Source organism: Cellulomonas citrea, from assembly GCF_009829685.1.
Lineage (GTDB): Bacteria > Actinomycetota > Actinomycetes > Actinomycetales > Cellulomonadaceae > Cellulomonas > Cellulomonas citrea.
The window spans coordinates 1-23,886 of sequence record NZ_VWSD01000033.1 but is presented as its reverse complement, the minus strand read 5'-3'; the positions used below and the strand labels follow the sequence as shown (position 1 = coordinate 23,886).

The following is a 23,886-nucleotide window of genomic DNA, read 5'->3' as shown; positions in this document are numbered from 1 at the left end:
GCGCCCCGCGCGCGGCCGCAGGCGCCCGGCGTCCGGCGGGGCGCTGCCAGCGCTCAGGGGCGCCGGGAGAACCGGTCGAGCAGGTCGGGGTGCCCGGCCACGATGATCGTGTCCGAGACCGAGATGCGGGTGTCGGGCGCCGCGTACCGGAAGTCCAGCCCCGGGCTCTTCACACCGATGACAGTCACCCCGTACTTGGAGCGGACATGCGCCTGAGCGAGCGTGAAGCCCTCGAGCTCGCGCGGCGGGCGCATCTTGACGATCGTGAAACCGTCCTCGACCTGGATGTAGTCGATGAGCTTGCCGGACACGAGGTGCGCCACGCGTTCGCCGGCCTCCGACTCGGGCCGCACCACGTGGTGCGCGCCGATCCGGTCGAGGATGCGGGCGTGCTCCTGGCTCACCGCCTTCGCCCAGATCTGCGGGATCCCCAGGTCGACCAGGTTGGCCGTGATGAGCACGCTGGCCTCCAGATGCGACCCGACGCCCACGACGGCGACCGGGTAGTCGCGCGCCCCGAGCTGCTCGAGCGCCTCGGGGTTGGTCGCGTCGGCCTCGACCAGCGCCACCCGGCCCGACCACTGGGCGACCAGCTCGGGGTCGCGCTCGACCGCGAGCACCTCCTGGCCGAGTCCGGCCAGGGTGCTGGCGATGGCCGAGCCGAACCGGCCCAGCCCGATGACGAGGATCCCGCGCTCGCGGGCCGGCGCCTTGGCGCCCGGACGGGGGGTGTGTGCCTCAGCCAATGATCGGCCTCTCCTCGGGGTACCGGATGACGCGACGACGGTTGCGCAGCGCGAGCGCGGCAGCCAAGGTCATCGTGCCCGTCCGGCCGATGAACATGAGCACGGCCAGCACGAGCTTGGCCGCGGTGGGCAGGGTGGCGGTGACCCCGGTGGACAGCCCGCAGGTGGCGAACGCCGAGATCACCTCGAACAGCACGACGTCGAGTCGCAGCCCGGTGAGCGCGAGCAGCAGCAGGCTGGCGGCCAGGACGAGCGTCGCCGAGACGAACACCACCGCGATGGCGACCTGCAGCGCACCGCGGGGCACCCGGCGGCCGAACGCCTCGACGTCCGGGTCGCCGCGCGCCTCGGCGACGATGGCCAGCATCATGACGGCCAGGGTGGTCACCTTGATGCCGCCCGCGGTCGAGGCCGACCCACCGCCGACGAACATGAGCGCGTCCATCACCAGCCAGGTGCCCTCGTGCATCTGGCCGATGTCGACCGTCGAGAACCCGCCCGACCTCGGCATCACGCCGGCGAACAGCGAGGCCAGTGCGGTCCCGTTGGGCGACAGCGGGGCGAACGTGCCCGGGTTGGTCCACTCGAAGGCCGCGACCAGCACCGAGCCGACGCCCAGCAGCACGAGGCTCGTGGTGACCGTCAGCTTGGAGTGCAGCGACCACCGGCGCGGGCGGCGCAGCCGACGGCCGACGTCGAGGATCACCGGGAAGCCGAGCGACCCGATGAACACCCCGACGATGATCGGCAGCAGCACCCACCAGTCCGAGGCGTAGGGCGCCAGCCCCTCGGCGGTCGGCACGAAACCGGCGTTGTTGAACGCCGAGACCGCGTAGAACATCGCGTGCCAGGCCGCCGCGCCCCAGTCCTGGCCCTCGAGCCGGAACCGTGGCAGCAGCAGCAGCGCGATGCCCACCTCGAGCGAGGTCGAGGTGAGGATGACGGTGCGGATGAGCGAGCCGACCTCGCCGAGCCGGGTGAAGTGGGTCTCCGAGCTCACCAGCAGCCGCTGGGTGAGCCCGACCCGTCGGGAGACCGCGAGGCTGAGCACCGAGGCCAGCGTCATGACGCCGAGCCCGCCGACCTTGATCGCCACGAGGATGACGACGAGCCCCCAGGTGGACCAGTAGGTGCCCGTGGGGACCACGACGAGCCCGGTGACGGTGGTGGCCGAGGTCGCGGTGAAGAACGCGTCGACCAGGGGGGCGGGACGCCCCGAGGTGGTCGCCCACGGCGCCGCGAGCAGCACCGTGAAGGTGGCGATGACCAGGGTGAACACCCCGAGTGCGAGCCGGGCGGGGGACTGGCGTGCGGAGCGGTCGACGTAGTCGCGCCACCGCTCGGCCAGGCTCGCACGCCCCGCCACATCGCCTCCCGCACCCGGTCCCAGGTGCCCGGCGTCCGCCGAGCGGCACCACTGTGGCATGCCTTCGAGGGGCCGCGTCCACCTGTGCGTGCACGGGTTGGCTGGTACGCCGGATCGACACCGGCGCCGCGGCGGTGCGACCGTGGGCCCATGACGACGCCGGAGTCGGTGCCAGCGGGCCGCGAACCGCACCCGCCGGTGCTCCGTCTCGCCTGGTCGCCGGCCATGCTCGGCTACGACTTCGGGGTCGGGCACCCGATGAGCTCCGACCGGCTCGACCTCACCGTCCGGCTCGCCCGCGGGCTGGGGCTGCTGGACGGTGACGACGTCGAGGTGGTCGAGACCGACGCGGCGGATGACGCGCTGCTCGAACGCGTGCACGAGCGGGCCTACGTCGCAGCGGTGCGCGCGGCCTCGGAGCACGGCACCCCCGACGAGCACCGCGGGCTGGGCACCCGGGACGACCCGGTGTTCGCCGGCATGCACGAGGCCGCGGCGACCGTGGTGGGCGCCTCGGTGGACGGTGCGCTCGCGGTGTGGCGGGGTGCGGCGGTGCACGCGGTCAACGTGGCCGGCGGGCTGCACCACGCGATGCCGGGCGCCGCCGCCGGGTTCTGCGTCTACAACGACGCCGCGGTGGCCATCAGGGCGCTGCTCGACGACGGCGCCCGGCGCGTCGCCTACGTCGACGTCGACGCCCACCACGGCGACGGTGTGCAGGCGGTGTTCTGGGACGACCCCCGGGTGCTCACCGTGTCGCTGCACGAGACCGGCCATGCGCTCTTCCCCGGCACCGGGTACGCGCGGGAGGTCGGCGGGCCGCACGCCGAGGGCACCGCGGTCAACGTCGCGCTGCCCAGCCGCACGAGTGATGCGGGCTGGTTGCGCGCGTTCGACGCCGTCGTGCCGGCCGTGCTGCGCGAGTTCGCCCCCGAGGTCCTGGTCACCCAGCACGGGGCCGACGCCCACCAGCTCGACCCGCTCACCTCGTTGCGGGTCTCGGTGGACGCCCAGCGGGTGGCGGCGGTGCGGCTGCACGAGCTCGCCCACGAGCTGGCCGGTGGCCGCTGGCTCGCCCTCGGCGGCGGCGGGTACGCGGTGTGGGACGTGGTGCCGCGGGTCTGGACGCACCTCGTCGGTGTGGCGGCGCACCGGCCGGTGGAGCCGACCACGCTGCTGCCGTCCGACTGGGTGGACCTGGTGCGCACGCGCTACGGGCGGGACCCGCAGCACCTCATGACCGACGGGCACGACGGCGCCTACCGGCCCTGGTCGGCGGGCTACGACCCGGCCGACGACCTGGACCGCGCGGTCCGCGCGACCCGGGCGGCGGCCTTCCCGGCGATGGGGCTGGACGCGGACCTGGACTGAGGCGCGGGGGCCGCCTGGCGTGCCGTGCCGCCGGGCCGGTGCGGTGCCGGGCCCTGACGCCCGGGCTTCCGCGGGGCGGACGTCCCGGACCCGGCAGGACCGCGCGGTGCCAGGATGTCCGCTCGCCGTCGGCGTCGAGACCAAGGAGCTGCCATGAGTGCCAGCAGGAGCATCTTCCGACGCCCGTCCGTCGAGGGGGCGCTCGCCGGCGCGAACGACCCGGACCGCCAGCTGCGGCGCACCCTCACCGCGTGGGACCTGGCCGTCATGGGCGTCGCGGTGGCGATCGGCGCTGGCATCTTCTCGGTGGGGGCGACGGCTGCCGCGCACTACGCCGGCCCCGCGGTCATCGTCTCGTTCGTCATCGCCGCGGTCGTCTGCGGGCTGGCGATCATGTGCTACGCCGAGTTCGCCTCGACGCTGCCGATCGCCGGGTCGGCCTACACGTTCTCCTACGCCACCATGGGCGAGGCCGTCGCGTGGATCATCGGCTGGGACCTCATCCTGGAGATGCTGCTGGCCGCGGCGGTGATCGCCAAGTTCTGGGGCGTGTACCTGTCCGACGCCTTCGAGCTGTTCGGGGTGCACGTGCCCGCGACCGTGCACGTGGGCTCGGTCGAGGTCGCCTGGCCGGCGGTGCTCGTCGTCGGGGTGTTCACCACGCTGCTGGCCATCGGGACCCGGCTGTCCAGCCGGGTGAACAGCGTCTTCACCGTGCTCAAGGTGGCGATCACGGTGTTCGTCATCGTGGCCGGCTTCTTCTACGTCAAGGCCGAGAACTACGCGCCGTTCGTGCCGCCGTCGCAGCCGAGCCCCACCGGCTCGGCCCTGCACCAGTCGCTGTTCAGCTGGTTGCTCGGGGTGGCCCCGTCGACGTACGGCGTGGTCGGCATCCTGTCCGGTGCGGCGCTCGTGTTCTTCGCGTTCATCGGGTTCGACGTGGTGGCCACCACCGCCGAGGAGACGAAGGACCCGCAGCGCACCGTGCCGCGCGGCATGCTCGGCGGGCTGGCCGTGGTGACCGTGCTCTACGTGCTGGTCACGGTCGTGGTCACCGGGATGGTGCCGTACACCGCGCTCGCGGCCAGCGACGACCCGTCGTTGACGACGGCCTTCATCCTGGTGGGCGCGACGTGGGCCGGGAAGGTGATCTCGGTCGGCATCCTGCTGGGGCTCACGAGCGTGCTCATGGTGCTGCTGCTGGGGCTCACCCGGGTGGTGTTCGCGATGAGCCGCGACGGTCTGCTGCCGCGCGGGCTGTCGCGCACCTCGCCGCGGTTCGGCACGCCGGTGCGGCTGCAGGTGGGCGCCGGGGTGCTCGTCGCGCTCATCGCGGGCCTGTCGGCGGTGCACCTGCTGGAGGAGATGATCAACATCGGCACGCTGTCGGCGTTCGTGCTGGTCAGCTTCGGGGTGCCGCTGCTGCGCCGCAGCCGCCCCGACCTGCGCCGTGGGTTCCGGGTGCCGTGGTCGCCGGTGCTGCCGATCCTGTCCGGTGTCGCGTGCCTGTGGCTCATGCTCAACCTCACGACGCTCACCTGGCTGCGGTTCGCGGTCTGGCTGGTGCTCGGTGCCGTGGTGTACGCGACGTACTCCTACCGGCACAGCCGGCTCGGCCGCGGTGAGCGGGTGGAGCTGGTCGACGACCCGCTGGCCCACCCGTAGCGCCGGCGGGGCGCCCACCCAGGGATTCACCCGGGCCGGCAGGCACCTGGACGGGTGCCACATCTTTCCCATGAGTCCCACGCGCCACTACCGTGACATCTCACGCCTCGTCGTACGCGGGGTCGTGCGATCCCGGTGCGCGCCGGGCCGATCCGGAGCAGGCAGATGAGCGAGCAGGGACCCCGCCAGCAGTACCTCACGGTCGCCGAGGTCGCCGCGGTGATGCGCGTGTCCAAGATGACCGTGTACCGGTTGCTGCACGCCGGGGAGCTGCCGGGGATCCGGGTCGGCAAGTCGTTCCGGGTGCCGGCCGACGCGCTCACCACCTACCTGCGCTCGGCGACCACGGTCGAGGGCGACCGCCTCACGTCGTGACCTGGGCCTGTGCGGGTGCCCCGAACGGTGCCCGGGTCGTCGCCCCAGGGTTCCATCGCGTAGAATCGCCCGTCGGACTGTGCCGGGCGTGGGCGTGACGCCGCTGCTCGCGACGATCCACCCCGTGCGACCCTCGGGTCGCCCCGTCCATTAGTGAGGTCCCATGGGCTCCGTCATCAAGAAGCGCCGCAAGCGGATGGCAAAGAAGAAGCACCGCAAGCTGCTGCGCAAGACGCGTCACCAGCGTCGCAACAAGAAGTAGCCGTCGCTCGTGGGGCGCGCCGTCAGCTGATGGCGCGCTCCATGACGACGTCGTCCTCGGTCCGGCTGCCGACCTGGAACTGCTTGGTGCCGACCACCTCGAAGCCCGCCTTGGTGTAGAACCGGCGGGCTCTTTCGTTGTGCACGTTGACCCCGAGCCACATCCCGGCCGCCCCACGTCGTGCGGCCTGCTCCAGCGCCGCGGCGACCAGCCGGGCGGCCAGCCCCGTGCCGTGCGCGTCCGGGTGGGCGTAGCACTTGGACAGCTCGACGGTGGGCCGCAGGTGCACGCTCGCCGCGACGTGCGGGTCGGCCGGGTCGCCGTCGACGGTCATCACGTACCCGAGCAGCCGGCCCTCGTCCTCGCCGACGAGCACCGTGCGGGCCGGGTCGGCCAGGTGCTGGGCGAACCGTGCGGCGCTCAGGTGCGCGACCAGGAACGCCTGCTGGTCGGCCGACGTCGTGGTCGGCGGGCAGGCGAGCGGGAACGTGATCGCGGCGAGCTCGGCGAGCGGCTCGGCATCGGCGGGTCCGGCGGTGCGCAGCACGACGCTCATGGCCCCGGGAGTCTAGGTGGCGGGCTGGGTTCGTCGGGCGCGGTCACCTACGGTGGGGACCGTGGACGAGCCTCGGGTGACCCTCTACAACCGGGTGGACTGCCACCTGTGCGGCGATGCGCGGGACGTGGTGCGCGCCGTGTGCGAGCAGGAGGGTGTCGCCTGGCGTGAGCTGGACGTCGACACCCCGGACGCCGACGGCCACGTGCCGGCCGACGAGCTCGGGGACCTGGTACCCGTCGTGCTGGTGGACGGGGCGCAGGTCGGGCACTGGCGGATCGACCCGGAGCGGCTGCGGCGTGCGCTGGCCCGTGGGGGCGCCGCCCCGGCGTGAGTCAGAGGCACGCCGGCGCGGGGTCGCGGCGCGCCGGTGTGGGCCGCAGCGTCCCGGCGCGAGCGCCGGTCTGCTCCGGACATGGCGAAGGGCCCCGTCGTACGACGGGGCCCTTCGGTCGGCTGCGGGTGTCAGGCCTTGATGGCCGAGACGTCGAGCTCGATCTTGACCTTGTCGGCCACGAGGACGCCGCCGGCCTCGAGGGCCGCGTTCCAGGTGAGGCCGAACTCCTTGCGGGAGATCGTGGTGGTGGCCTCGAACCCGGCGCGGGTGTTGCCGAACGGGTCGACCGCCGAGCCGTTGTAGGTGACCTCGAGCTCGACCGACTGGGTCACGCCGTGGATGGTGAGGTCGCCGACGGCGACGAAGCTGGCACCGGTGCCGCTCACCGAGGTGGAGGTGAAGGTCCAGGTCGGGAAGTTCTCGACGTCGAAGAAGTCGCCGGACTGCAGGTGGCCGTCGCGGTTGGCGTCGCCGGTGGTGACCTTGGTGGCGTCCAGCACGGCGGTGACGGACGAGGCGGCGAGGTCCTCGCCGATGGACAGGGCGCCCTCGGTGACCGCGACGGTGCCGCGGACCTTGGAGATGCCGGCGTGGCGCACGGTGAAGCTCGCCTCGGTGTGCGAGGGGTCGATGGTCCAGGTGCCAGCGGTCAGGCCGGGCAGCAGGTCGGTGATGGTGCTCATCGCAGTCTCCTGTAGTTGTCGCTTCAACTAGATCGTTGACATTTCTACTACACTGGACTCACGAGCGCAAGAGGCAATGAGATAGGGCGCCGGCCACCAGCCGCGCCCAGGACGAGGAGACCAGCATGACGACCGCACCGGTGACCGACGAGTCGTCCGACCCGCTGGCCGACCAGGTGACCGGGGAGCCCGTCGCGCCCGCGGCCGACGACGTGCGCTGGCTGGACGTCGACCAGCAGCGCCACTGGCGTGCCTTCCTGGTGGCCACCCAGATGCTCAACGACGTGCTCGACCGCCAGCTCGGCGACGAGTCCGGGCTGTCCCTCGCCGAGTACGAGGTGCTCGTGCGGCTCTCCGAGGCGCCCGGGCGCACGTTGCGGATGAGCGAGCTCGCCGCCGGGCTCGCGCACTCGCGCAGCCGGCTCTCGCACGCCGTCGGGCGCATGGAGCGGTCCGGGCTGGTGGCCCGCAGCCGGTGCGCCTCCGATGCGCGCGGTGTGCTGTGCACGATGACCGACCACGGCTGGCGCGCCATCGAGGGAGCCGCGCCCGGGCATGTGCGGGCCGTGCGTGCCCACCTGGTGGACGTCCTCACCGACGCCCAGCTCGCCGCGCTCGGCGAGGCGATGACCGCCGTCTACGACCACCTGAGCGCGCGCGAGGCCTGAGCCGGGCCGCCGTCGTCGGCTCCGGTGACGAAAGACCCACGCCGTTTGCGAGGATGGGGGCATGGTCGCCACGACGGTCCACCTCCTGCGCCACGGCGAGGTCCACAACCCTGCGGGTGTGCTGTACGGGCGGCTGCCCGGCTACCCGCTGAGCGAACGCGGGCTGGTGATGGCCGAGATGGTCGCGGCCGACCTGGCCGGCGAGACGGCCGGGCCGCGTGCGGACGTCGTCGCCGTCATCGCCTCACCGCTGCGCCGCGCGCAGCAGACCGCCGCGCCGATCGCCGAGGCGTTCGGCCTCACGGTGGGCACCGACGAACGCGTCATCGAGGCGGCGAACCACTTCGAGGGGCTGCGGTTCGGGTCCGGATCCGGCTCGCTGCTCAACCCGCGGCACTGGTGGTCCCTGCGCAACCCGTGGCAGCCGTCCTGGGGTGAGCCGTACGTCGAGCAGGTGGCGCGGATGCGCGCCGCGGTCGACGACGCCCGGCGGCAGGCCCGCGGGCACGAGGCCGTCGTCGTGAGCCACCAGCTGCCGATCTGGGTGACCCGCCTGGCGGCCGAGGGGCGGCGGCTGTGGCACGACCCGCGCCGCCGTCAGTGCTCGCTGGCCTCGCTCACCTCGTTGCGGTTCGAGGGGGACACGCTCGTCGGGGTCGGGTACCGCGAACCGGCGGCCGCCCTGCTCGCGGGGGCCACGACGGTGCCCGGCGCATGAGGGTCACCAGGGTCTCGGCCGGCGCGCGGGTGCGGCGGGCCGCCGTCCTCGTGCTCGCCGTCGGGCTGCTCACCGGCTGCGGGGTGGGGGCCACGCCGTCAGGCACCAGCACGAGCGGTGCCGCCGAGCAGGGCTACACCTCCGTCGACGGGACCACCACCACCTGGCCCGTCGGCCGTCGCACCGGTCCGGTCGAGGTGAGCGGCACCGACTACGACGGTGCGGACCAGGACACCGCGGCCTGGCGGGGCGACGTCGTCGTGCTCAACACCTGGTACGCGGGCTGCCCGCCGTGCCGCGCCGAGGCGGCCGACCTCGCCGCGCTGGCCAGGGACGACGCCGACCGTGGCGTGCACGTGCTCGGCATCAACACCGTCGACGACGCGGGGACCGCGCAGGCCTTCGCGCGGTCGTTCTCCGTGCCGTACCCCTCGATCCAGGACACCACGAGCAGTGCCGTCGCGGCGCTGCAGGGCGTGGTGCCGGTCAACGCCACACCCACGACCGTCGTGCTCGACCGCGAGGGCCGGGTCTACGCGCGGATCCTCGGGGCGGCGGACGCGACGACGTTGCGCGCGCTCGTCGAGGACGTGCTCGCCGAACCGGCGCCCGGGCCCACGCCGTGATCGCCTCGGTGGCCCAGACCGTCGCCTCCGGCTCGCTGCTGCTCGCGATGCCGGTGGCGCTGCTCGCCGGGCTGGTCTCGTTCGCCTCGCCGTGCGTGCTGCCGCTCGTGCCCGGGTACCTGGGCTACCTCGGGGGGATGGGCGCGGGCACCGTGGGGAGCGGCGCTCGCCCCGAGGGGGTCGGCGCCCGTGCCGAGGCCACGGCCCCCGCCAGGACCTCCGGGGTGGCCGCGCTGCCGGTCGCCGTCGGGGTGGCCGCACCCCGGTCCACGACCGGTGAGGTGGCCGACCGGCGCCGGCTGCTGCTCGGGGTCGGGCTGTTCGTCGCCGGGTTCTCCTCGGTGTTCGTCGTGCTCGGGGTGCTCGCCGGGGGGCTCGGTGTGACGGTCGCGCGCTGGCAGGACCCGATCACGCGGGTGCTCGGCGTGCTCGTCGTGCTGCTCGGGCTCGCCTTCGTCGGGCTGGTGCCCGCGCTGTCCGCCGAACGTCGGCTGCACCTGGCCCCGCGGGCCGGGCTGTGGGGGGCGCCGCTGCTGGGCATCACGTTCGGGCTGGGCTGGACGCCCTGCATCGGCCCGACGCTGGCTGCCATCCTCACCCTTGCGCTCTCCGACGGGTCCGCCGCACGCGGTGGGCTGCTCGCGGCGGTGTTCTGCCTCGGCCTCGGTCTGCCGTTCGTGGCCCTCGCACTCGGCCTGTCCCGGTCGCAGCGGGTCATGCACTGGCTGCGCCAGCACCGGCTCGGCGTGCAGCGGGCCGGTGGTGGGCTGCTCGTGCTGCTCGGGATCGCGATGGTCGCGGGGGTGTGGGGCGAGCTCGCCGCACGCCTGCAGTCCCTGCTCACGTTCGTGCCGGCGCTGTGAACGTCACCCGGCGCCCCGAGGGGCTCGACGACGCGTTCACCGACGGTCCGGCCGAACCGACGGTGCCGGCCATCGGGCTGGTCGGCTGGGCGCGCTGGGCCTGGCGGCAGCTCACCAGCATGCGGGTCGCGCTGCTGCTGCTCATGCTGCTGGCCGTGGCGGCCGTGCCGGGCACGATGGTGCCGCAGCGCGCGCAGAGCCCGGAGAAGGTCACCGCCTTCCTCGCCGCGCACACCACGCTCGGTCCCTGGCTGGACCGGCTGGGGTTCTTCTCCGTCTACACCTCGGTCTGGTTCTCGGCGATCTACCTGCTGCTGTTCGTCTCGCTGGTCGGCTGCATCGTGCCGCGGGTGCGGCTGCACGCCGGGGCGCTGCGCGGACGCCCGCCCCGCACGCCCGCGCGGTTCGGCCGGTTCCCCGCGCAGGGGGCCGGGCGCAGCGACGACGAGCCGAGGGCCGTCGTGGAACGGGCCGCCGCCGTGCTGCGGGCGCCGTACCGGGTGCCGCTGGTGCGCTCGTACCGGGTCGACGTGCACGACGAGGGGGCGGGCACCTGGTCGGTCTCGGCCGAGCGTGGCTACCTGCGCGAGACCGGCAACCTGGTGTTCCACCTGGCGCTCGTCGGGCTGCTCGTGGCGGTGGCCACCGGGCAGCTGCTGCACTACCGCGGGCAGGTGCTCGTGGTGGCCGGGCACGGGTTCGCCAACGCCCAGTCCCAGTACGACACGTTCGAGAGCGGCTCGGCGTTCGACCCGTCCTCGCTCGTGCCGTTCACCCTCGCGCTGGACTCCTTCGACTCGGCGTTCGACCCGACGACGCTGGCGGCGCGCGACTTCACCGCGCACGTCACGCTCACCGAGCCGGGAGGGGCGCCGCAGCCGGCCACCATCAAGGTGAACCACCCCCTGACGGCCGGCGGTGCGCTCGTCTACCTGCAGGGCAACGGGTACGCCCCGGACCTGCAGGTGACCGACGCCGCTGGTCAGGTCGCGTTCTCCGGGCCGGTGCCGTTCCTCCCGCAGGACTCCGTCTACACCTCGCGCGGGGTCGTCAAGGTGCCGGACGTGTCCGGCGGGCAGCGGCAGATCGGGCTCACCGGCTACCTGCTGCCGACCGCGGTGCAGATGGGCGCCGGGTGGCGCTCGGTCGACCCGCAGCCGAAGGACCCGTTGCTCGTGCTCACGGTCTGGTCCGGTGACCTGGGGCTGGACACCGGGGTGCCGCAGAACGTCTACACGCTGGACACCGCGAAGCTCACCCAGTCGCGTACGGACGACGGCCGACCGGTGACGATCCTGCTGCACCCCGGCGACACGGTGCAGCTGCCGGACGGTCTGGGCCAGGTGACCTTCAAGGCCCTGCCCCGGTACGTCGCGCTGGACCTGCGGGACGACCCGGCCACCGGCTGGGTGCTGGCGTTCGCCCTCACGGCGCTCGCGGGGCTGGCGGCGTCGCTGTTCGCCCCGCGTCGACGGATCTGGATCCGGGCGCAGTCGACGACAGACCAGGACCAAGGTCCTACAGTGGTGACCGCTGCGGGTCTGGCCCGCGGTGACGACCTCGGCCTGGACGACGAGCTGGACCGGGTGCTGGCAGCCACGCTGGGCCGCGCACCTGCTCCCGACGACGACCCGCCCGCCGGGACGTCCGACGAGGTGAGTGCCCAGGAGGCCCGAGGATGAGCGCAGCCGACCTGTCGACGCTGCTCGTGTGGTTCGCGACGACGGCGTTCACGATCGCGCTGCTGGCCTGGACCACCGACCTGGCCAGGATCGCCGAACGGTCCACCACGCGCCGGGCGTCCGCCGCACCCGTGGCCGAGCCCGTCGCCGTGGGCGCCGCCGTCGGCACCCGCGCCGGGTCCGGTGGGGGCGACCGCGCCGCCGCGACCCCGCCGTCGCCGCTGCGCTCGGCCCGGGCGGAAGGCATCGGCCGGTCCACCGGCACGCTCGGCGTGCTGCTGCTGCTCGCCGGTGTCGTGGCGCGCGGCATCGCGGCGGGGCGCTGGCCGACCGCCAACATGTACGAGTTCACCCTCGTCGGCGTGCTCGTCGCGATGGGTGTGCTCACCGTCGTGCAGCGCCGGCGTGCGCTGCCGTTCGTCGCCGTCGTCGTCACCGGCATCTCGGTGCTCGCCCTGGCCCTCGCGCTGCTCGTGTTCTACGTGCAGGCCGAGGCCGTGCAGCCCGCACTGCAGAGCTACTGGCTCGTGCTGCACGTGGGCGTCGCCATCATCGCCACCGGGGTGTTCACCGTGGGCTTCGCCTCCTCGGTGCTCCAGGTGCTGCGCGAGGGCCGCGAGGCCGGCCGCTCGCACCTGGACCGCTCCTGGGGTGCGGCCGACCCGGTGCGTCGGGCCCTGGCCGGCTGGAAGGTCACCGGGCCGCGCTTCGCCTGGCTCGACCAGGTCCCGACGGCCCGCGCGCTGGAGTCGCTCACCTTCCGGCTGCTCTCGGTGGGCTTCGTGCTGTGGACCTTCACCCTCATCGGCGGGGCGATCTGGGCCGAGCACGCCTGGGGCCGGTACTGGGGCTGGGACCCCAAGGAGGTCGGTACCTTCATCGCCTGGGTGGTGTACGCCGCCTACCTGCACGCCCGCACCACGCGGGGCTGGAGCGGACGGCGCGCGGCCTTCATCGTGTGGGTCGGCTACGCCGTCGTGCTCGCCAACTTCACCGTGATCAACCTCGTCGTCACCGGCAAGCACTCCTACTCCGGCCTCGGGTAGACCGGCCGCTTCTCCGGCCCCCGGTAGGCCGCCCGCGCCGACGGGTGACCTGCGGGCACCTGGGCGCGTCGGGAAGCGCGGCCGGGCGGGTGCGCAGCGCACCCAGGCGCGTCGGTGAGAATGACCGCATGGACGCCACCGCCCGCCTGCTGCACCTGCGACGGGGCGGTACCAGCCTCGTGCTCCGGCTCGACGACGACGTGCTGCCGGCCGTCCTGCACTGGGGTCCCGACCTCGGCGAGGGCGACGTCACCGGGATGCTCACCGCGCTGGCGGTGCCCGTCGGGGACTCGGTGGCCACCGCGGCCCCGGTCGTCTCGGTGCTGCCGCAGCAGTCCAGCGGGTGGCTCGGACGGCCCGGGCTGCTCGGCAGCCGCGCGGGGCAGGCCTGGTCGGTCGCCTTCGACCACGTCGAGCACGAGCTGGACGAGGCCGGCACCGCCGCCTGGCCGGACGGTGCGTCGGGTGCGGTGCGGCTACGCAGCGTGGGCACCGACGGGCCGGACGCCCTCACGGTCACCACCGAGCTCGAGCTGCACCCCTCGGGCCTCGTGCGGCTGCGCGCGGCCGTGCGGAACGACGGTGCCGACGGCTACGAGGTCCGGGCGCTCGAACCGGCTCTGCCGGTGCCCGCCGAGGCCGGCGAGCTGCTCGACCTCACCGGCCGCTACTCGCACGAGCGCAGCCCGCAGCGGCGTCCGTTCGACCAGGGCACCTGGGTGCGCGAGTCCTGGGGCGGGCGCCCCGGGCACGACAGCGCGACGGTGCTGTGTGCCGGCCGGCCCTCGTTCGGGTTCCGTGCCGGTCGCGTCTGGGGGGTGCACCTGGCGTGGTCCGGCAACGGTGCGGTGGCCGCCGAGCAGCTGCCGTCGGGCTGGCGGCTGCTGCGCGGCGGTGAGCTGCTGCTGCCCGGCGAGGTGCGGCTGGCGAGCGGTGAGCAGTACACCTCGCCGTGGCTGGTCGGCTCCTGGGGGGAGGGGCTCGACGCGCTCGCCGCGCGCATCCACCGCACCTGGCGGGCGCGTCCGACGCACCCGCGCACGCCCCGCCCCGTGCTGCTCAACACGTGGGAGGCGGTCTACTTCGACCACGACCTGCCGCATCTGCTCGACCTCGCGGACAAGGCGGCGGCGCTCGGCGTCGAACGGTTCGTGCTGGACGACGGCTGGTTCCGCGGCCGTCGTCACGACCGCGCCGGGCTGGGGGACTGGGAGGTCGACCCCGACGTCTGGCCGCAGGGGCTGGCCCCGCTGGCCGACCGGGTGCACGCCCTCGGCATGCAGTTCGGGCTGTGGTTCGAGCCGGAGATGGTCAACCTCGACTCCGACGTGGCCCGCGCGCACCCGGACTGGGTGCTCGGCACGTCGCACGGCCCCGGGCTGCCCTCGCGTCAGCAGCACGTGCTCGACCTGGGCCACCCGGACGCCTACGCCCACGTCCGGGACCGCATGGTCGCGGTGATCGCCGGCACCGGGGTCGACTACCTCAAGTGGGACCACAACCGGCCGCTGCTCGACGCCGGGCACGGCCCGGACCGGACCCCCGGGGTGCACGCCCAGACGCTCGCGGCCTACCGGCTCATGGACGAGCTCAAGGGCCGGTTCCCGGGGCTGGAGATCGAGTCGTGCGCGGCCGGCGGTGCCCGGGTCGACCTGGGTGTGATGGACCGCTGCGACCGGGTGTGGGTCTCGGACTGCATCGACGCGCACGAGCGGCAGCGGCTGCAGCGCTGGACGTCGCTGCTGCTGCCGCCGGAGATGCTCGGCACCCACATCGGCGCCGACAAGGACCACAGCACCGGCCGGGTGCTCGACCTCACGTACCGGGCCGGGACCGCGCTGTGGGGCCACCTGGGCATCGAGTGGGACCTGTCGGCCACCTCGGCGGAGCAGCTCGCGGCGCTCGCCGGCTGGGTGCGGCTGCACAAGGAGCTGCGTCCGCTGCTGCACAGCGGTGACGTGGTGCACGCCGACCCGACGAACCCCGCGCTGTGGCTCGAGGGTGTGGTCGCGCCCGACCGCAGCGAGGCGGTGTACCGCCTGGCGGCCGTCGAGCACACGCTCACCTGGCCGCCGGGGCGCGTGACGCTGCCCGGTCTCGACCCGGACCGCCGCTACGAGGTGCAGGTGCTGCCCCCGGCCGTCCCGGTCGGCCAGGTGCTGCCGGGGTGGGTGCGGGACGGCGTCGAGCTGCCGGGGCGCGTGCTCGGCACCGTCGGACTGGCCGCACCGCTGCTCGACCCGGACATGCTCGTGCTGCTGCGGGTGCGCGCCGTCGAGGGCTGACGTGTCCGCCCCCTGGTGCGGGGCCGGTCCGGGGCACCCGAGCACCCGACCGACCCCGCACCCCTCGACCCCGGGTGACGACCCCTCGTCCCGGGGCGGCTCGGGCTCAGTCCCGCGGGTCGACCAGACCGCGCTGCACCGCGCGCACCAGGCGAGGCGGGACGAGCACCCGCTGCCCGCCGACGACGAGCGGGACGAGCACGGGTGCCTCGGCCTTCCACTGCGCGCGGCGCGAACGGGTCCGGGACCGGGACATCCGGCGCTTGGGGACGGCCATCAGCCCTGCCGTCCCTTCCAGCGCGGGTTCTTCTTGTTGATGACGAAGACCTTGCCGCGGCGGCGCACGACGATCGAGCCGGGCTTCTTCTTGAGCGAGGCGAGGGACGCGCGGACCTTCATCGGGGCTCCTGCGGGGTGGTCGGGGCGGCGCCGTAGCGGCGGCGGAACTTCTCGACGCGTCCGGCGGTGTCGAGCACGGTGGCCCGCCCGGTCCAGAACGGGTGCGAGGCGCTGGACACCTCGATGTCGATGACGGGGTAGGTGCGCCCGTCCGACCACTCGATGGTGCGGGTGGACGTGGCGGTGGACCGGGTGAGGAACGCGAAGTCGCTCGACGTGTCGCGGAACACGACCGGGTGGTAGTCGGGGTGGATGCCCTTCTTCATGGCCGCCTCACCAGCTCGACGTGGTGACGCCGGGCAGCTCGCCGCGCAGCGCCATCTGCCGCATCCGGATGCGGGACAGCCCGAAGGTGCGCAGGTGCCCGCGCGGGCGTCCGTCCACGACGTCGCGGTTGCGCACCCGGGTGGGGCTCGCGTCCCGCGGCAGGGCGTGCAGCGCGGCCATCGCCTCGGCGCGTTCACGCGGGGTGAGCAGGGGGCTCACGCTCGCGGCCTTGAGCTCGGCGCGCCGTGTGGCGTACCGGGCGACGAGCGCCCGGCGCTGCTCGTTCTTGGCGATCTTGCTGGCCTTGGCCATCTCAGCGCTCCTCCTTGAAGTCGACGTGGCGGCGGATGACGGGGTCGTACTTGCGCAGCACGAGCCGGTCGGGGTCGTTGCGCCGGTTCTTGCGGGTCACGTAGGTGACGCCGGTGCCGGCGGTGGAGCGCAGCTTGATGACGGGGCGCAGCTCCTGGGCGCGGGCCATCAGAGCTTCTCCCCGCGGGCCTGGATCTGGGCGACGACGGCCTCGATGCCGAGCCGGTCGATGGTCTTGATGCCGCGGGCGCTCACGGTGAGGCGCACGTACCGGCGCAGCGAGGGCACCCAGTACCGCTTGTGCTGCACGTTGGGGTCGAACCGGCGGTGGCTGCGCACGTGGGAGTGCGAGACCGAGCGGCCGAAGGCGGGTTCGGTGCCGAGCACCTGACATCTGCGGGACATGGCGGGCTTTCGTGGAGGCGACGAGGTCGTGCCATCATAGATAATGAGAATCGTTCGCACCAATCGGCCCACGAGGCCGTGACTCGTCCCCGGAAGGCCCGTCATGCCCGAGAGCTCGCCCACCCCCCTGGCCGTGCTGGCCACCGTCGACCCGGTGCGTCGGGACGCCGCGATCATGAGCACGCTGCTGGACCACCCCCGCACCGTCGTCCTGCGGCACGACCTGGGCGAGGACGCCGACGGGCTGCACCGGCTCGTGATGGACGCGGGCGGCGTGGTCGACGACGTCGTCGTGCCGCTCGAGCACAGCTGCGTCTCGTGCGCGATCCGCGAGGACGCCGTGCCGACGCTCGCCCGGCTCGCCGCCGACGGCCGCTGGGACGCCGTCCTGCTCGCACTGCCGGTCACCGCCGACTCGCTGCCCGTCACCCGGGCTCTGGCCGCCCGGACCGAGCGCGGCGACCTGCTCGAACGGCTGCGGGTGAGCTCGGTCGTCACCTCGGTCGACCTGGAGAGCCTCGTCGACGACCTGCTCGGCGACGACCTGCTCGACGAACGCGGTCTGGGCTTCGGGGACGAGGACCGCCGCAGCGTCGGCGAGGCCATGGCCGCCCAGCTCGCGCACGCCGACGTCGTCCAGGTGAGCTCACGGCCGGTGGACCACCCCGTCGCCTCCGACCTGCTCGACCACGTCCGCGCCGGCGACGGCACCCGGTCCCAGGAAGGTGACGTCGGCGGCGGCGAGCTGCTCTTCGGCTCGGTGCACGACGTCGTGCGCGCCGAGCGGCGCACCGACCCGCGACGGGTGCCGTCGGCCCGTCGGCGCAGCCGGCACGGGGTCTGGACGATCGCGCTGCGCACCCACCGGCCGTTCCACCCGGACCGCGTCCTGGAGCACATCGAGCGGCTCGGCGGCGGCCGTGTCCGCTCACGCGGGGTCTTCTGGGTGCCCACCCGGCCCGACTCGCTGTGCGGCTGGGAGGGGTCGGGCGGTCAGGTCTCGATCGGCGACCTCGGGCCGTGGGGCCTGGACGCCCCGCGCACCGAGCTGCTCGTCACCGGGGTCGGTGACGAGGACGCCCGGGTCCGGGCCGCGTTCACCGATGCGCTGCTCACCCAGGACGAGCTGGCCGACGGCCTGGCACCGTGGCTGGGTCGGGAGGACGTGCTGGCGCCGTGGCTGGGGGAGCGGGGCGCGGAGTACTGAGCGGCGGGCGGGCGTCTGGCGTGCCGCGTCCGTCAGGCGCCGGGGGTGCCGCCCTCGCCCGGCCCGCCGTGCGGGGGGCGCGGGCGGTCGTCGAGGCTGCGCAGGAAGTCCGGGTCGTCGTCGGGGGCGGTCGGACCCCGACGGCCCTGCGTGCTCACGACCGCGCGCGAGGTCAGCAGCCAGATGACGGCGCCGACCACGGGGAACACGAGGATGAGCACGACCCACAGCGCGGCGGGCACGCCGTGCCGCTCCTCGTCGGAGCTGCGTGCGGCGTCGAAGGCGGCGTACACGACGAGCCCGATCGCGAGCAGGACGGCAAGGTTGCGCAGCATCGCCCCAGGGTAGGCGTCCTTGTCGAACGGGGCCCCCGTAGGCTTGCGGCATGGCCGTGATCCGCTACTCCGTGCTGCGGCTCGGGCTGTTCGTGGTGGCGCTGGTCGCCCTGCTGTGGGCCGGGATGAACCCGTGGCTGTCCCCGCTGCTCGCGGCGTTCGTCGCCTGGGGGCTGTCGTACGTGCTGCTCGCCGGCCCGCGCGACGCCGCCGCGCTGCAGGTCGCCGAGCGCGCCGAGGCCCGCCGCGCCCGGCAGGGACGCACCGAGCTCACCGGTCGCGCCCGCGAGGACGCCGACGCCGAGGACGCCGCGGACGAGGCAGCGCGAGCGGCCGCCGCTGACGGCACTGCACCGTCGGGTGACGACGAGGCCCTGCCGACAGCCGACGGCGGCTGACCCCGCCGCGCTACAGCGCCAGCCCGACCCCCAGCAGCACGCCGAACACCAGCTCCAGCTGACCGGTGAAGCCGAGCACCTTGATGAGTGCCGCACCCCGGGCGCCGAGCAGCACGACGACGGCCAGCGCCACCGCCGGTCCCAGGCACAGCACGACGAGCAGCGACCACGGAGCCGCGAACGCGCACGCGGCGCCGAGCAGCACCGGGATCACCACGAACCCGGCATAGAGCCAGCGCGCGCGCCGTTCGCCGAGCCGCACCGCGAGCGTGCGCTTGCCGACGAGCGCGTCGGTCGGCACGTCCCGCAGGTTGTTGGCCATGAGCAGGGCGCACGCCAGCAGCCCCACCGCGACCGCACCGGCGACCGAGGGCCAGGACACCGTGCCTGCCTGGGTGAACGTCGTCCCGAGCACGGCGACCAGGCCGAAGAACACGAACACGCCGACCTCGCCGAGCCCGGCGTAGCCGTACGGGTGCCGGCCGCCGGTGTACGTCCAGGCCGCCACGACGGCGAGCGCACCCACGGCCAGCAGCCACCACGCGCCGGACAGCGCGACGAGCACCAGCCCCAGCACCGCGGCGACGGCGAACGCACGCGAAGCCGCGGCGCGCACCCGGGTCGGTGCCGCCGCGCCGGAGGCGGTCAGCCGCATCGGCCCCACCCGGTCCAGGTCGGTGCCGCGCACGCCGTCGGAGTAGTCGTTCGCGTAGTTGACCCCGACCTGCAGCGCCAGGGCGACCCCGAGGGCGAGAGCCGCCCGCCCCACGTCGAGGGACCCGAGCTGGGCGGCCGCCCCCGTGCCGACCGCCACCGGTGCGGCCGCGGCGGGCAGGGTGCGGGGGCGGGCGGCCGCCAGCCATTCACGCGTGTCGGCCATGGGCCACCTCCGTCGGGTCGATCAGGTCGCGGGCCAGCCTGGTCGCGGCCTGGCGGTCGGGTTTGCCCGGTCCGCGCAGCGGCAGCGCGTCGACCAGGACGAGATGGCGTGGTGCCCAGGGGGCGCCGAGCGCCTGCGTGGCCGCGACCCGCAGCTGGCCCAGCTCCGGCGGGCGGCCGGGCGCCGGGACGACGACGGCCGTGACGGCCTGCCCCCACTGGGCGTCCGGCACCCCGACGACGCAGACCTCCTGGACCCCGGGCAGCCCCGCGAGCACGTCCTCGACGGCGGCGGGGGCCACGTTGACCCCGCCGGTGAGGAGCACGTCGTCGGCCCGGCCGAGCACCTGCAGCCGGCCGTCGCCGTCCAGCCGGCCCAGGTCGGAGGTGACGAACCAGCGGCGGCCGTCGGCCTCGGTGAACGTCTGCGCGTCCAGGTCGGGTCGGTCGAGGTATCCCTCCGCGAGCACCGGTCCGCACAGCCGGACCCGGCCGTCCGGGTCGAGCGCGACCTGCACACCGGGCAGCGGCACCCCGTCGTAGACCGCGCCGCCGCAGGTCTCGGTGGCGCCGTAGGTGGTGACCACCCGGACGCCGGCCGCCAGTGCGCGCTCGTGCAGGTCGGCAGCGAGGGCCGCGCCGCCGACGAGCACCGCGTCGAAGCGGGCCAGCGCGCGCGTCGCGGCCGGGTCGGCGAGCAGCCGGACGACCTGGGTGGGGACCAGCGAGGTGTAGCGGGCGCCCTCCCCGGTGAGCTCGGCGGTCGCGGCGACGAACGCGTCGGGGCGGAACGGCCCCGGTTCCGTCGCCACGGGACGGGTGCCGGCCAGCACCGAGCGGACCAGCACCTGCAGACCGGCCACATGGTCGGTCGGCAGCGCGAGCAGCCAGCGGCCGGGGCCGGAGAGGCGCTGCGCGGTGGCCTCCGCCGAGGCGGTGAGCGCGTCGCGACCCAACGCGACCTGCCGTGGTTCGCCGGTCGAGCCGGAGGTGGCCACGACGACCGCGACCTGGTCGGGGACCGAGGTCGGCGCGGGGCCGGTGCCGATCCGGACGGCCGGCCCGGTACCGGCGAGGGCGCCGGTGAGCGCGGCGAGCAGGTCGCGCTGCGGTACGGCGCACAACGGTCGGGGCACCGGACCAGCCTAGGTGCGCAACGCCGGGCGGCTGCCCGCGGCCGGCAGTGCCCGGCCCGTACAGTGTCCGGCGTCCCGTTCTGAGGAGTTCTCGTGGTCCAGCGAGCCAGTGCTTCCCGTCCTTCCCGCCTGCGCCCTGTCGTCGCGGCCGCCGCCGTGCTGGGCGTCGTGGCGCTGGCGGGCTGCGGCTCCTCGGGCTCGACGTCCGTGCAGACCTCCCAGGCGAACATCGCCGCCTCGAAGTCCCCGGTGCCGACGCCGACGCTGCCGGCCACGTGGCCGCTCACCGGCGTGGCCGCGAGCGGGGGCGCCGCCCAGCGCCCCGCGCTGGCCGTGAAGATCGAGAACTCGGCACCTGCCCGTCCGCAGACCGGCCTGGACCAGACCGACATGGTCTGGGAGGAGGTCGTCGAGGGCGGCATCACCCGGTTCGTCGCCGTGTTCCACAGCCAGGTCCCCGAGGAGGTCGGCCCGATCCGTTCGGTGCGGCCGATGGACCCCAAGATCGTCGGCCCGCTCAAGGGCCTCATCGCATTCTCCGGCGGTCAGCCGGACTACGTCGACATGCTCAGCCAGGCGGGTCTGCAGATCTTCAGCCAGGACAAGGGAGCTCCCGGCTTCTACCGCAAGAAGGGTGTGGCGGCCGCACCGCACAACGTGTACGGGACGCCGGCCACCTGGTGGGCGGCGGCCGATCCGACCCACCAGGCGAGCCCGCCGGAGCAGTTCGTGCACGCCCTGACCGCCGCCCAGTCGAGCGCCGTCGCCTCCGGGACACCGGCGGCCAACCTCGCCATCACGATGTCCGGCGTCTCGCACCCGCAGTGGGCGTGGGATGCGGCCTCCTCGACGTGGCTGCGTTCGGAGGGCTCCACGGCGTCCACGTCCCGCTCCGGCGTCCGGATCGCGGCGACGAACGTCGTGGTGCTGCGCGTCAAGGTGCAGAACACGGACGGCGTCGACCCGGCCGGCAACCCGATCCCGGAGACCCTGCTCGACGGCACCGGCGAGGCGCTCGTGGCCACGGGAGGCAAGACGGTCACCGCGACCTGGACCAAGGGTGCCGAGCTCGACCCGGTGACGCTCACGGCCGCCGACGGCAGCCCCATCAAGCTCGCGCCGGGCAACACCTGGGTCGAGCTCGTGCCGACCGGCAGCGGTGCGGTCGCCATCTCCTGACCGGTCGGGTCGGTCCCTGCACCTGCCGGGTCCGTCTCAGGGCTGACCCGCCGTCCGCCGGGCGGGGGGTGCGGACCTGTCCGGGGACCGTCGCCGGGGCGATGCGGTGCGCCGCCGCTCGCGCGCACGCTGAGGTCATGAGCACCGCAACGCAGGTCACGCACCGGCCCGTCTCCGCGCCCGTCGTCGACGCGCCTCCCGCCGGGGGCGCCGCGGCGCGTCCCGACGCACGTGCTGCGGCTGTGCCGGTGACGTCGCAGGACGGCGACATGGTGGCGACGTCCGCCTGGGTGCACGACGAGCGGCCCCGGCCCGGTCGGCTCGCGGGGGTGGCGCTGGGCGCCCTCGGCATGCTGCTCGGAGTCCTGGTGGGGCTGGCTGCGCTCGCCGCGACGGCGGTCGACCTGGCGGTCTGGACCCTGAAGTCCTCCTGAGAGGACCGTGCGCCGGGTTGGCTCCCGGGCGCACCGGGGGGTTATATGACACTCGTGTCAGAAAACCTCACAGGTCGGCGTCAGTGGCTCGGTCTCGTCGTGCTCGCGCTCGGGCTGGCCATGATCGTGCTCGACGGCACGATCGTCGGCGTCGCGCTGCCGACGATCATCACCGACCTGCACCTCGACCTCACCGATGCGCAGTGGGTGAACGCGCTGTACTCGGTCGTGTTCGCCGCGCTCCTGCTCACCGCCGGCAGCCTCGGGGACCGCTGGGGTCGTCGCTCGATGTTCGTGCTCGGGGTCGCGGTCTTCGTCGCCGGCAGCGCCCTGGCGGGGGTGGCCGGGGACGCCACCTCGCTCATCGCGGCACGAGCCGTCCAGGGCCTCGGCGGTGCGATGGTGCTGCCGTCCAGCCTCTCGACGGTCAACGCGACCTTCCGCGGACGCGACCGCGCGGTCGCCTTCGGCATCTGGGGTGCCGTGATGGCGGGGGCTGCCGCCGTCGGCCCGCTGCTCGGCGGCTGGCTCACCTCAAGCTTCGGCTGGCGCTGGATCTTCGGGGTCAACCTCCCGATCGGGGTGCTCGTCGCCGTCGGCGCCCTGCTCCTCGTGGACGAGAGCCGCGGCGGGGTGCGGCGGCGCGGGATGGACGTCGACGGGCTGCTCACGAGCGGCCTGGGCTTCGGTCTCGTCGTGTTCGGCCTCATCGAGGGGAACTCGCTCGGCTGGTGGGCGCCCAAGGGGCCGTTCAGCGCGCTCGGGCTGACCTGGCCGGCGGACGCCCCCGTGTCCGTCGTGCCGGTGGCCCTCGGCCTCGGGACGGCGTTCGTCGCGCTGTTCGTCGTGTGGGAGCGGCACCGGGCCCGCGTGCAGCGCGACGCGCTCCTGGACCTCGAGCTGTTCCGGGTGCCGACCTTCAGCTGGGGCAACATCACCGCGATGACGGTGGCCGCCGGCGAGTTCGCCCTGGTCTTCGCGCTGCCGCTCTACCTCATGAACGTGCTCGGGCTCTCGGTGATGGGCGCCGGCTGGGTGCTCGCGGCGATGGCGATCGGCGCGTTCTTCTCCGGGGCCAGCGCCCGGCACCTGTCCGCCCGGCTCGGGCCGCCCGCCGTCGTCGTGCTGGGCCTCACCCTCGAGGTGCTCGGCGCGGGTGCGGTGGCGCTGCTCATCGGGCCGTCGACGGCTCCGGCGCTCGTCGCGGCGGTGCTCGTGGTCTACGGCGTCGGGCTCGGCCTGGCCTCGGCGCAGCTCACCTCCACGGTGCTGGCCGATGTGCCGCCGGCGGCCTCGGGTGCGGCGTCGGCCACCCAGAGCACCGTGCGTCAGCTCGGCTCGGCGCTGGGCACCGCCGTGGCGGGCACGGTGCTCGCCTCCCGGCTCGGTGCGGGTCTGGTCAGCCAGGTCGCGGCCGTGCCGGGGATGGACGCCGGCACCGCCGAGCGGGTCGTGGCCGCGGTGCGTGACTCGGCCGGGTCGGCCCTCGTGGGGCTGCGGGCCCAGGGCGCCGGCGGTCAGCTCGGCGCTGCCGGGCCGCAGGTGACCGCGGTGCTCGAGCACGGGTTCGCGCAGGCCACGTCCTGGGCGATCGGCTGCGCGGTGGCGGCCATGGTGCTGGGCCTGGTCGGGGCGCTGCGGGTGCGCGCGGTGGCGGTGCGTCGTCCGACGGACCCCGCGGACGCC

Annotated in this window: 30 protein-coding genes; 17 read left to right on the top strand and 13 right to left on the bottom strand. The window is 74.4% G+C overall.

Annotated elements, in window-relative coordinates; all coding sequences use genetic code 11:
- Nucleotides 1-53: 53 nt before the first annotated feature.
- Nucleotides 54-746: a potassium channel family protein gene (locus tag F2B26_RS05885; RefSeq protein WP_159807376.1), complete on the bottom strand. Its 693-nt coding sequence runs from the start codon at nucleotides 744-746 to the stop codon at nucleotides 54-56.
- Nucleotides 739-2,112: a TrkH family potassium uptake protein gene (locus F2B26_RS05880; RefSeq protein WP_235929527.1), complete on the bottom strand. Its 1,374-nt coding sequence runs from the start codon at nucleotides 2,110-2,112 to the stop codon at nucleotides 739-741. The genes F2B26_RS05885 and F2B26_RS05880 overlap by 8 nt, the downstream gene beginning before the upstream one ends.
- A gap of 150 nt (nucleotides 2,113-2,262) precedes the next feature.
- Between F2B26_RS05880 and F2B26_RS05875 the strand changes: the two genes are divergently transcribed.
- From F2B26_RS05875 to F2B26_RS05860, 4 genes are all read left to right on the top strand, one after another.
- Nucleotides 2,263-3,483: an acetoin utilization protein AcuC gene (locus F2B26_RS05875; protein ID WP_159807372.1), complete on the top strand. Its 1,221-nt coding sequence runs from the start codon at nucleotides 2,263-2,265 to the stop codon at nucleotides 3,481-3,483.
- A 153-nt stretch (nucleotides 3,484-3,636) separates the two neighbouring features.
- Complete coding sequence (locus tag F2B26_RS05870) at nucleotides 3,637-5,148, top strand: amino acid permease (RefSeq protein ID WP_159807370.1); 1,512 nt, start codon at nucleotides 3,637-3,639, stop codon at nucleotides 5,146-5,148.
- A gap of 165 nt (nucleotides 5,149-5,313) precedes the next feature.
- Nucleotides 5,314-5,523: a helix-turn-helix domain-containing protein gene (locus F2B26_RS05865; protein WP_159807368.1), complete on the top strand. Its 210-nt coding sequence runs from the start codon at nucleotides 5,314-5,316 to the stop codon at nucleotides 5,521-5,523.
- A 163-nt stretch (nucleotides 5,524-5,686) separates the two neighbouring features.
- Nucleotides 5,687-5,785: a 30S ribosomal protein bS22 gene (locus F2B26_RS05860; protein ID WP_003792170.1), complete on the top strand. Its 99-nt coding sequence runs from the start codon at nucleotides 5,687-5,689 to the stop codon at nucleotides 5,783-5,785.
- 22 nt (nucleotides 5,786-5,807) lie between these two features.
- Here F2B26_RS05860 and F2B26_RS05855 read toward each other — a convergent pair whose 3' ends face one another.
- Entirely contained in the window at nucleotides 5,808-6,341 is a 534-nt protein-coding gene (locus F2B26_RS05855) for a GNAT family N-acetyltransferase (RefSeq protein WP_159807366.1), read from the bottom strand.
- Between the two features lie 61 nt (nucleotides 6,342-6,402).
- Here F2B26_RS05855 and F2B26_RS05850 point away from each other — a divergent pair, with 61 nt between their 5' ends.
- Nucleotides 6,403-6,675, top strand: a complete 273-nt coding sequence (locus F2B26_RS05850) for a glutaredoxin family protein (RefSeq protein WP_159807364.1) — start codon at nucleotides 6,403-6,405, stop codon at nucleotides 6,673-6,675.
- A gap of 131 nt (nucleotides 6,676-6,806) precedes the next feature.
- On the opposite strand, the gene F2B26_RS05845 is transcribed toward F2B26_RS05850, so the two are convergent.
- Nucleotides 6,807-7,361 carry a YceI family protein gene (locus tag F2B26_RS05845; RefSeq protein WP_159807362.1) on the bottom strand — a complete coding sequence of 185 codons (555 nt, stop codon included), beginning with the start codon at nucleotides 7,359-7,361 and terminating at the stop codon, nucleotides 6,807-6,809.
- Between the two features lie 125 nt (nucleotides 7,362-7,486).
- Between F2B26_RS05845 and F2B26_RS05840 the strand changes: the two genes are divergently transcribed.
- From F2B26_RS05840 to F2B26_RS05810, 7 genes are all read left to right on the top strand, one after another.
- Nucleotides 7,487-8,029 (top strand): MarR family winged helix-turn-helix transcriptional regulator, encoded by a 543-nt coding sequence (locus tag F2B26_RS05840; RefSeq protein WP_159807360.1) that lies wholly within the window; start codon nucleotides 7,487-7,489, stop codon nucleotides 8,027-8,029.
- A 61-nt stretch (nucleotides 8,030-8,090) separates the two neighbouring features.
- Nucleotides 8,091-8,747, top strand: a complete 657-nt coding sequence (locus F2B26_RS05835; RefSeq protein WP_159807358.1) for a histidine phosphatase family protein — start codon at nucleotides 8,091-8,093, stop codon at nucleotides 8,745-8,747.
- The gene (locus F2B26_RS05830; protein ID WP_159807356.1) at nucleotides 8,744-9,373 is read left to right on the top strand and encodes a TlpA family protein disulfide reductase; all 630 of its coding nucleotides are present in this window, start codon (nucleotides 8,744-8,746) and stop codon (nucleotides 9,371-9,373) included. Before F2B26_RS05835 ends, F2B26_RS05830 begins: the two co-directional genes overlap by 4 nt.
- Nucleotides 9,374-9,420: 47 nt before the next feature.
- Nucleotides 9,421-10,236, top strand: a complete 816-nt coding sequence (locus F2B26_RS05825; protein WP_159807380.1) for a cytochrome c biogenesis CcdA family protein — start codon at nucleotides 9,421-9,423, stop codon at nucleotides 10,234-10,236.
- Nucleotides 10,233-11,918, top strand: a complete 1,686-nt coding sequence (gene resB / locus F2B26_RS05820; protein ID WP_159807354.1) for a cytochrome c biogenesis protein ResB — start codon at nucleotides 10,233-10,235, stop codon at nucleotides 11,916-11,918. Before F2B26_RS05825 ends, resB begins: the two co-directional genes overlap by 4 nt.
- Nucleotides 11,915-12,964: a c-type cytochrome biogenesis protein CcsB gene (ccsB, locus tag F2B26_RS05815; RefSeq protein ID WP_159807353.1), complete on the top strand. Its 1,050-nt coding sequence runs from the start codon at nucleotides 11,915-11,917 to the stop codon at nucleotides 12,962-12,964. The genes resB and ccsB overlap by 4 nt, the downstream gene beginning before the upstream one ends.
- 128 nt (nucleotides 12,965-13,092) lie before the next feature.
- Complete coding sequence (locus F2B26_RS05810; RefSeq protein WP_159807352.1) at nucleotides 13,093-15,249, top strand: alpha-galactosidase; 2,157 nt, start codon at nucleotides 13,093-13,095, stop codon at nucleotides 15,247-15,249.
- A 106-nt stretch (nucleotides 15,250-15,355) separates the two neighbouring features.
- On the opposite strand, the gene rpmF is transcribed toward F2B26_RS05810, so the two are convergent.
- Genes rpmF through rpmB form a run of 6 tightly spaced genes read right to left on the bottom strand, consistent with a single transcriptional unit; the run spans nucleotide 15,356 to nucleotide 16,632 of the window.
- Nucleotides 15,356-15,526: a 50S ribosomal protein L32 gene (rpmF, locus tag F2B26_RS05805; protein WP_159807351.1), complete on the bottom strand. Its 171-nt coding sequence runs from the start codon at nucleotides 15,524-15,526 to the stop codon at nucleotides 15,356-15,358.
- Nucleotides 15,526-15,648, bottom strand: coding sequence for a type B 50S ribosomal protein L36 (ykgO, locus tag F2B26_RS05800; RefSeq protein ID WP_159807350.1), 123 nt, complete (start codon nucleotides 15,646-15,648; stop codon nucleotides 15,526-15,528). Before ykgO ends, rpmF begins: the two co-directional genes overlap by 1 nt.
- The gene (locus tag F2B26_RS05795; RefSeq protein ID WP_159807349.1) at nucleotides 15,645-15,914 is read right to left on the bottom strand and encodes a type B 50S ribosomal protein L31; all 270 of its coding nucleotides are present in this window, start codon (nucleotides 15,912-15,914) and stop codon (nucleotides 15,645-15,647) included. The genes ykgO and F2B26_RS05795 overlap by 4 nt, the downstream gene beginning before the upstream one ends.
- A gap of 7 nt (nucleotides 15,915-15,921) precedes the next feature.
- Entirely contained in the window at nucleotides 15,922-16,227 is a 306-nt protein-coding gene (gene rpsN, locus F2B26_RS05790; RefSeq protein WP_159807348.1) for a 30S ribosomal protein S14, read from the bottom strand.
- 1 nt (nucleotide 16,228) lies between these two features.
- Nucleotides 16,229-16,396 (bottom strand): 50S ribosomal protein L33, encoded by a 168-nt coding sequence (rpmG, locus tag F2B26_RS05785; protein ID WP_159807347.1) that lies wholly within the window; start codon nucleotides 16,394-16,396, stop codon nucleotides 16,229-16,231.
- On the bottom strand, nucleotides 16,396-16,632 hold the full coding sequence (gene rpmB, locus F2B26_RS05780) for a 50S ribosomal protein L28 (protein WP_159807346.1): 237 nt from the start codon (nucleotides 16,630-16,632) through the stop codon (nucleotides 16,396-16,398). The genes rpmG and rpmB overlap by 1 nt, the downstream gene beginning before the upstream one ends.
- A 103-nt stretch (nucleotides 16,633-16,735) precedes the next feature.
- Here rpmB and F2B26_RS05775 point away from each other — a divergent pair, with 103 nt between their 5' ends.
- A complete protein-coding gene (locus tag F2B26_RS05775; RefSeq protein ID WP_159807344.1) occupies nucleotides 16,736-17,839 on the top strand; it encodes a CobW family GTP-binding protein in 1,104 nt (367 codons plus the stop codon).
- 32 nt (nucleotides 17,840-17,871) lie between these two features.
- Here F2B26_RS05775 and F2B26_RS05770 read toward each other — a convergent pair whose 3' ends face one another.
- Entirely contained in the window at nucleotides 17,872-18,174 is a 303-nt protein-coding gene (locus F2B26_RS05770) for a PLD nuclease N-terminal domain-containing protein (RefSeq protein WP_159807342.1), read from the bottom strand.
- Nucleotides 18,175-18,224: 50 nt separating this feature from the next.
- On the opposite strand from F2B26_RS05770, the gene F2B26_RS05765 reads away from it, so the two are divergent.
- Nucleotides 18,225-18,572, top strand: coding sequence for a DUF4229 domain-containing protein (locus F2B26_RS05765; protein ID WP_159807340.1), 348 nt, complete (start codon nucleotides 18,225-18,227; stop codon nucleotides 18,570-18,572).
- 10 nt (nucleotides 18,573-18,582) lie between these two features.
- On the opposite strand, the gene F2B26_RS05760 is transcribed toward F2B26_RS05765, so the two are convergent.
- Nucleotides 18,583-19,452: a 1,4-dihydroxy-2-naphthoate polyprenyltransferase gene (locus tag F2B26_RS05760; RefSeq protein ID WP_159807338.1), complete on the bottom strand. Its 870-nt coding sequence runs from the start codon at nucleotides 19,450-19,452 to the stop codon at nucleotides 18,583-18,585.
- Complete coding sequence (gene menE / locus F2B26_RS05755; protein WP_159807336.1) at nucleotides 19,436-20,587, bottom strand: o-succinylbenzoate--CoA ligase; 1,152 nt, start codon at nucleotides 20,585-20,587, stop codon at nucleotides 19,436-19,438. The genes F2B26_RS05760 and menE overlap by 17 nt, the downstream gene beginning before the upstream one ends.
- A gap of 93 nt (nucleotides 20,588-20,680) precedes the next feature.
- On the opposite strand from menE, the gene F2B26_RS05750 reads away from it, so the two are divergent.
- The 3 genes from F2B26_RS05750 to F2B26_RS05740 all read left to right on the top strand — a co-directional run.
- Nucleotides 20,681-21,766 carry a DUF3048 domain-containing protein gene (locus F2B26_RS05750; protein WP_235929526.1) on the top strand — a complete coding sequence of 362 codons (1,086 nt, stop codon included), beginning with the start codon at nucleotides 20,681-20,683 and terminating at the stop codon, nucleotides 21,764-21,766.
- Nucleotides 21,767-21,903: 137 nt separating this feature from the next.
- The gene (locus F2B26_RS05745; RefSeq protein ID WP_159807334.1) at nucleotides 21,904-22,200 is read left to right on the top strand and encodes a hypothetical protein; all 297 of its coding nucleotides are present in this window, start codon (nucleotides 21,904-21,906) and stop codon (nucleotides 22,198-22,200) included.
- Between the two features lie 45 nt (nucleotides 22,201-22,245).
- A partial coding sequence (locus F2B26_RS05740) for an MFS transporter (protein ID WP_159807332.1) occupies nucleotides 22,246-23,886 on the top strand: 1,641 nt, incomplete at its 3' end.

Bases quoted from the DNA above. Each gene is read 5' to 3' on its own strand.
- F2B26_RS05875 (WP_159807372.1), top strand. From the start codon at position 2,263: ATGACGACGCCGGAGTCGGTGCCAGCGGGCCGCGAACCGCACCCGCCG.
- F2B26_RS05870 (WP_159807370.1), top strand. From the start codon at position 3,637: ATGAGTGCCAGCAGGAGCATCTTCCGACGCCCGTCCGTCGAGGGGGCG.
- F2B26_RS05865 (WP_159807368.1), top strand. From the start codon at position 5,314: ATGAGCGAGCAGGGACCCCGCCAGCAGTACCTCACGGTCGCCGAGGTC.
- F2B26_RS05860 (WP_003792170.1), top strand. From the start codon at position 5,687: ATGGGCTCCGTCATCAAGAAGCGCCGCAAGCGGATGGCAAAGAAGAAG.
- F2B26_RS05855 (WP_159807366.1), bottom strand. From the start codon at position 6,341: ATGAGCGTCGTGCTGCGCACCGCCGGACCCGCCGATGCCGAGCCGCTC.
- F2B26_RS05845 (WP_159807362.1), bottom strand. From the start codon at position 7,361: ATGAGCACCATCACCGACCTGCTGCCCGGCCTGACCGCTGGCACCTGG.
- F2B26_RS05840 (WP_159807360.1), top strand. From the start codon at position 7,487: ATGACGACCGCACCGGTGACCGACGAGTCGTCCGACCCGCTGGCCGAC.
- F2B26_RS05835 (WP_159807358.1), top strand. From the start codon at position 8,091: ATGGTCGCCACGACGGTCCACCTCCTGCGCCACGGCGAGGTCCACAAC.
- F2B26_RS05830 (WP_159807356.1), top strand. From the start codon at position 8,744: ATGAGGGTCACCAGGGTCTCGGCCGGCGCGCGGGTGCGGCGGGCCGCC.
- F2B26_RS05825 (WP_159807380.1), top strand. From the start codon at position 9,421: ATGCCGGTGGCGCTGCTCGCCGGGCTGGTCTCGTTCGCCTCGCCGTGC.
- ccsB (WP_159807353.1), top strand. From the start codon at position 11,915: ATGAGCGCAGCCGACCTGTCGACGCTGCTCGTGTGGTTCGCGACGACG.
- F2B26_RS05810 (WP_159807352.1), top strand. From the start codon at position 13,093: ATGGACGCCACCGCCCGCCTGCTGCACCTGCGACGGGGCGGTACCAGC.
- rpmF (WP_159807351.1), bottom strand. From the start codon at position 15,526: ATGGCCGTCCCCAAGCGCCGGATGTCCCGGTCCCGGACCCGTTCGCGC.
- ykgO (WP_159807350.1), bottom strand. From the start codon at position 15,648: ATGAAGGTCCGCGCGTCCCTCGCCTCGCTCAAGAAGAAGCCCGGCTCG.
- F2B26_RS05795 (WP_159807349.1), bottom strand. From the start codon at position 15,914: ATGAAGAAGGGCATCCACCCCGACTACCACCCGGTCGTGTTCCGCGAC.
- rpsN (WP_159807348.1), bottom strand. From the start codon at position 16,227: ATGGCCAAGGCCAGCAAGATCGCCAAGAACGAGCAGCGCCGGGCGCTC.
- rpmG (WP_159807347.1), bottom strand. From the start codon at position 16,396: ATGGCCCGCGCCCAGGAGCTGCGCCCCGTCATCAAGCTGCGCTCCACC.
- rpmB (WP_159807346.1), bottom strand. From the start codon at position 16,632: ATGTCCCGCAGATGTCAGGTGCTCGGCACCGAACCCGCCTTCGGCCGC.
- F2B26_RS05775 (WP_159807344.1), top strand. From the start codon at position 16,736: ATGCCCGAGAGCTCGCCCACCCCCCTGGCCGTGCTGGCCACCGTCGAC.
- F2B26_RS05770 (WP_159807342.1), bottom strand. From the start codon at position 18,174: ATGCTGCGCAACCTTGCCGTCCTGCTCGCGATCGGGCTCGTCGTGTAC.
- F2B26_RS05765 (WP_159807340.1), top strand. From the start codon at position 18,225: ATGGCCGTGATCCGCTACTCCGTGCTGCGGCTCGGGCTGTTCGTGGTG.
- F2B26_RS05760 (WP_159807338.1), bottom strand. From the start codon at position 19,452: ATGGCCGACACGCGTGAATGGCTGGCGGCCGCCCGCCCCCGCACCCTG.
- F2B26_RS05745 (WP_159807334.1), top strand. From the start codon at position 21,904: ATGAGCACCGCAACGCAGGTCACGCACCGGCCCGTCTCCGCGCCCGTC.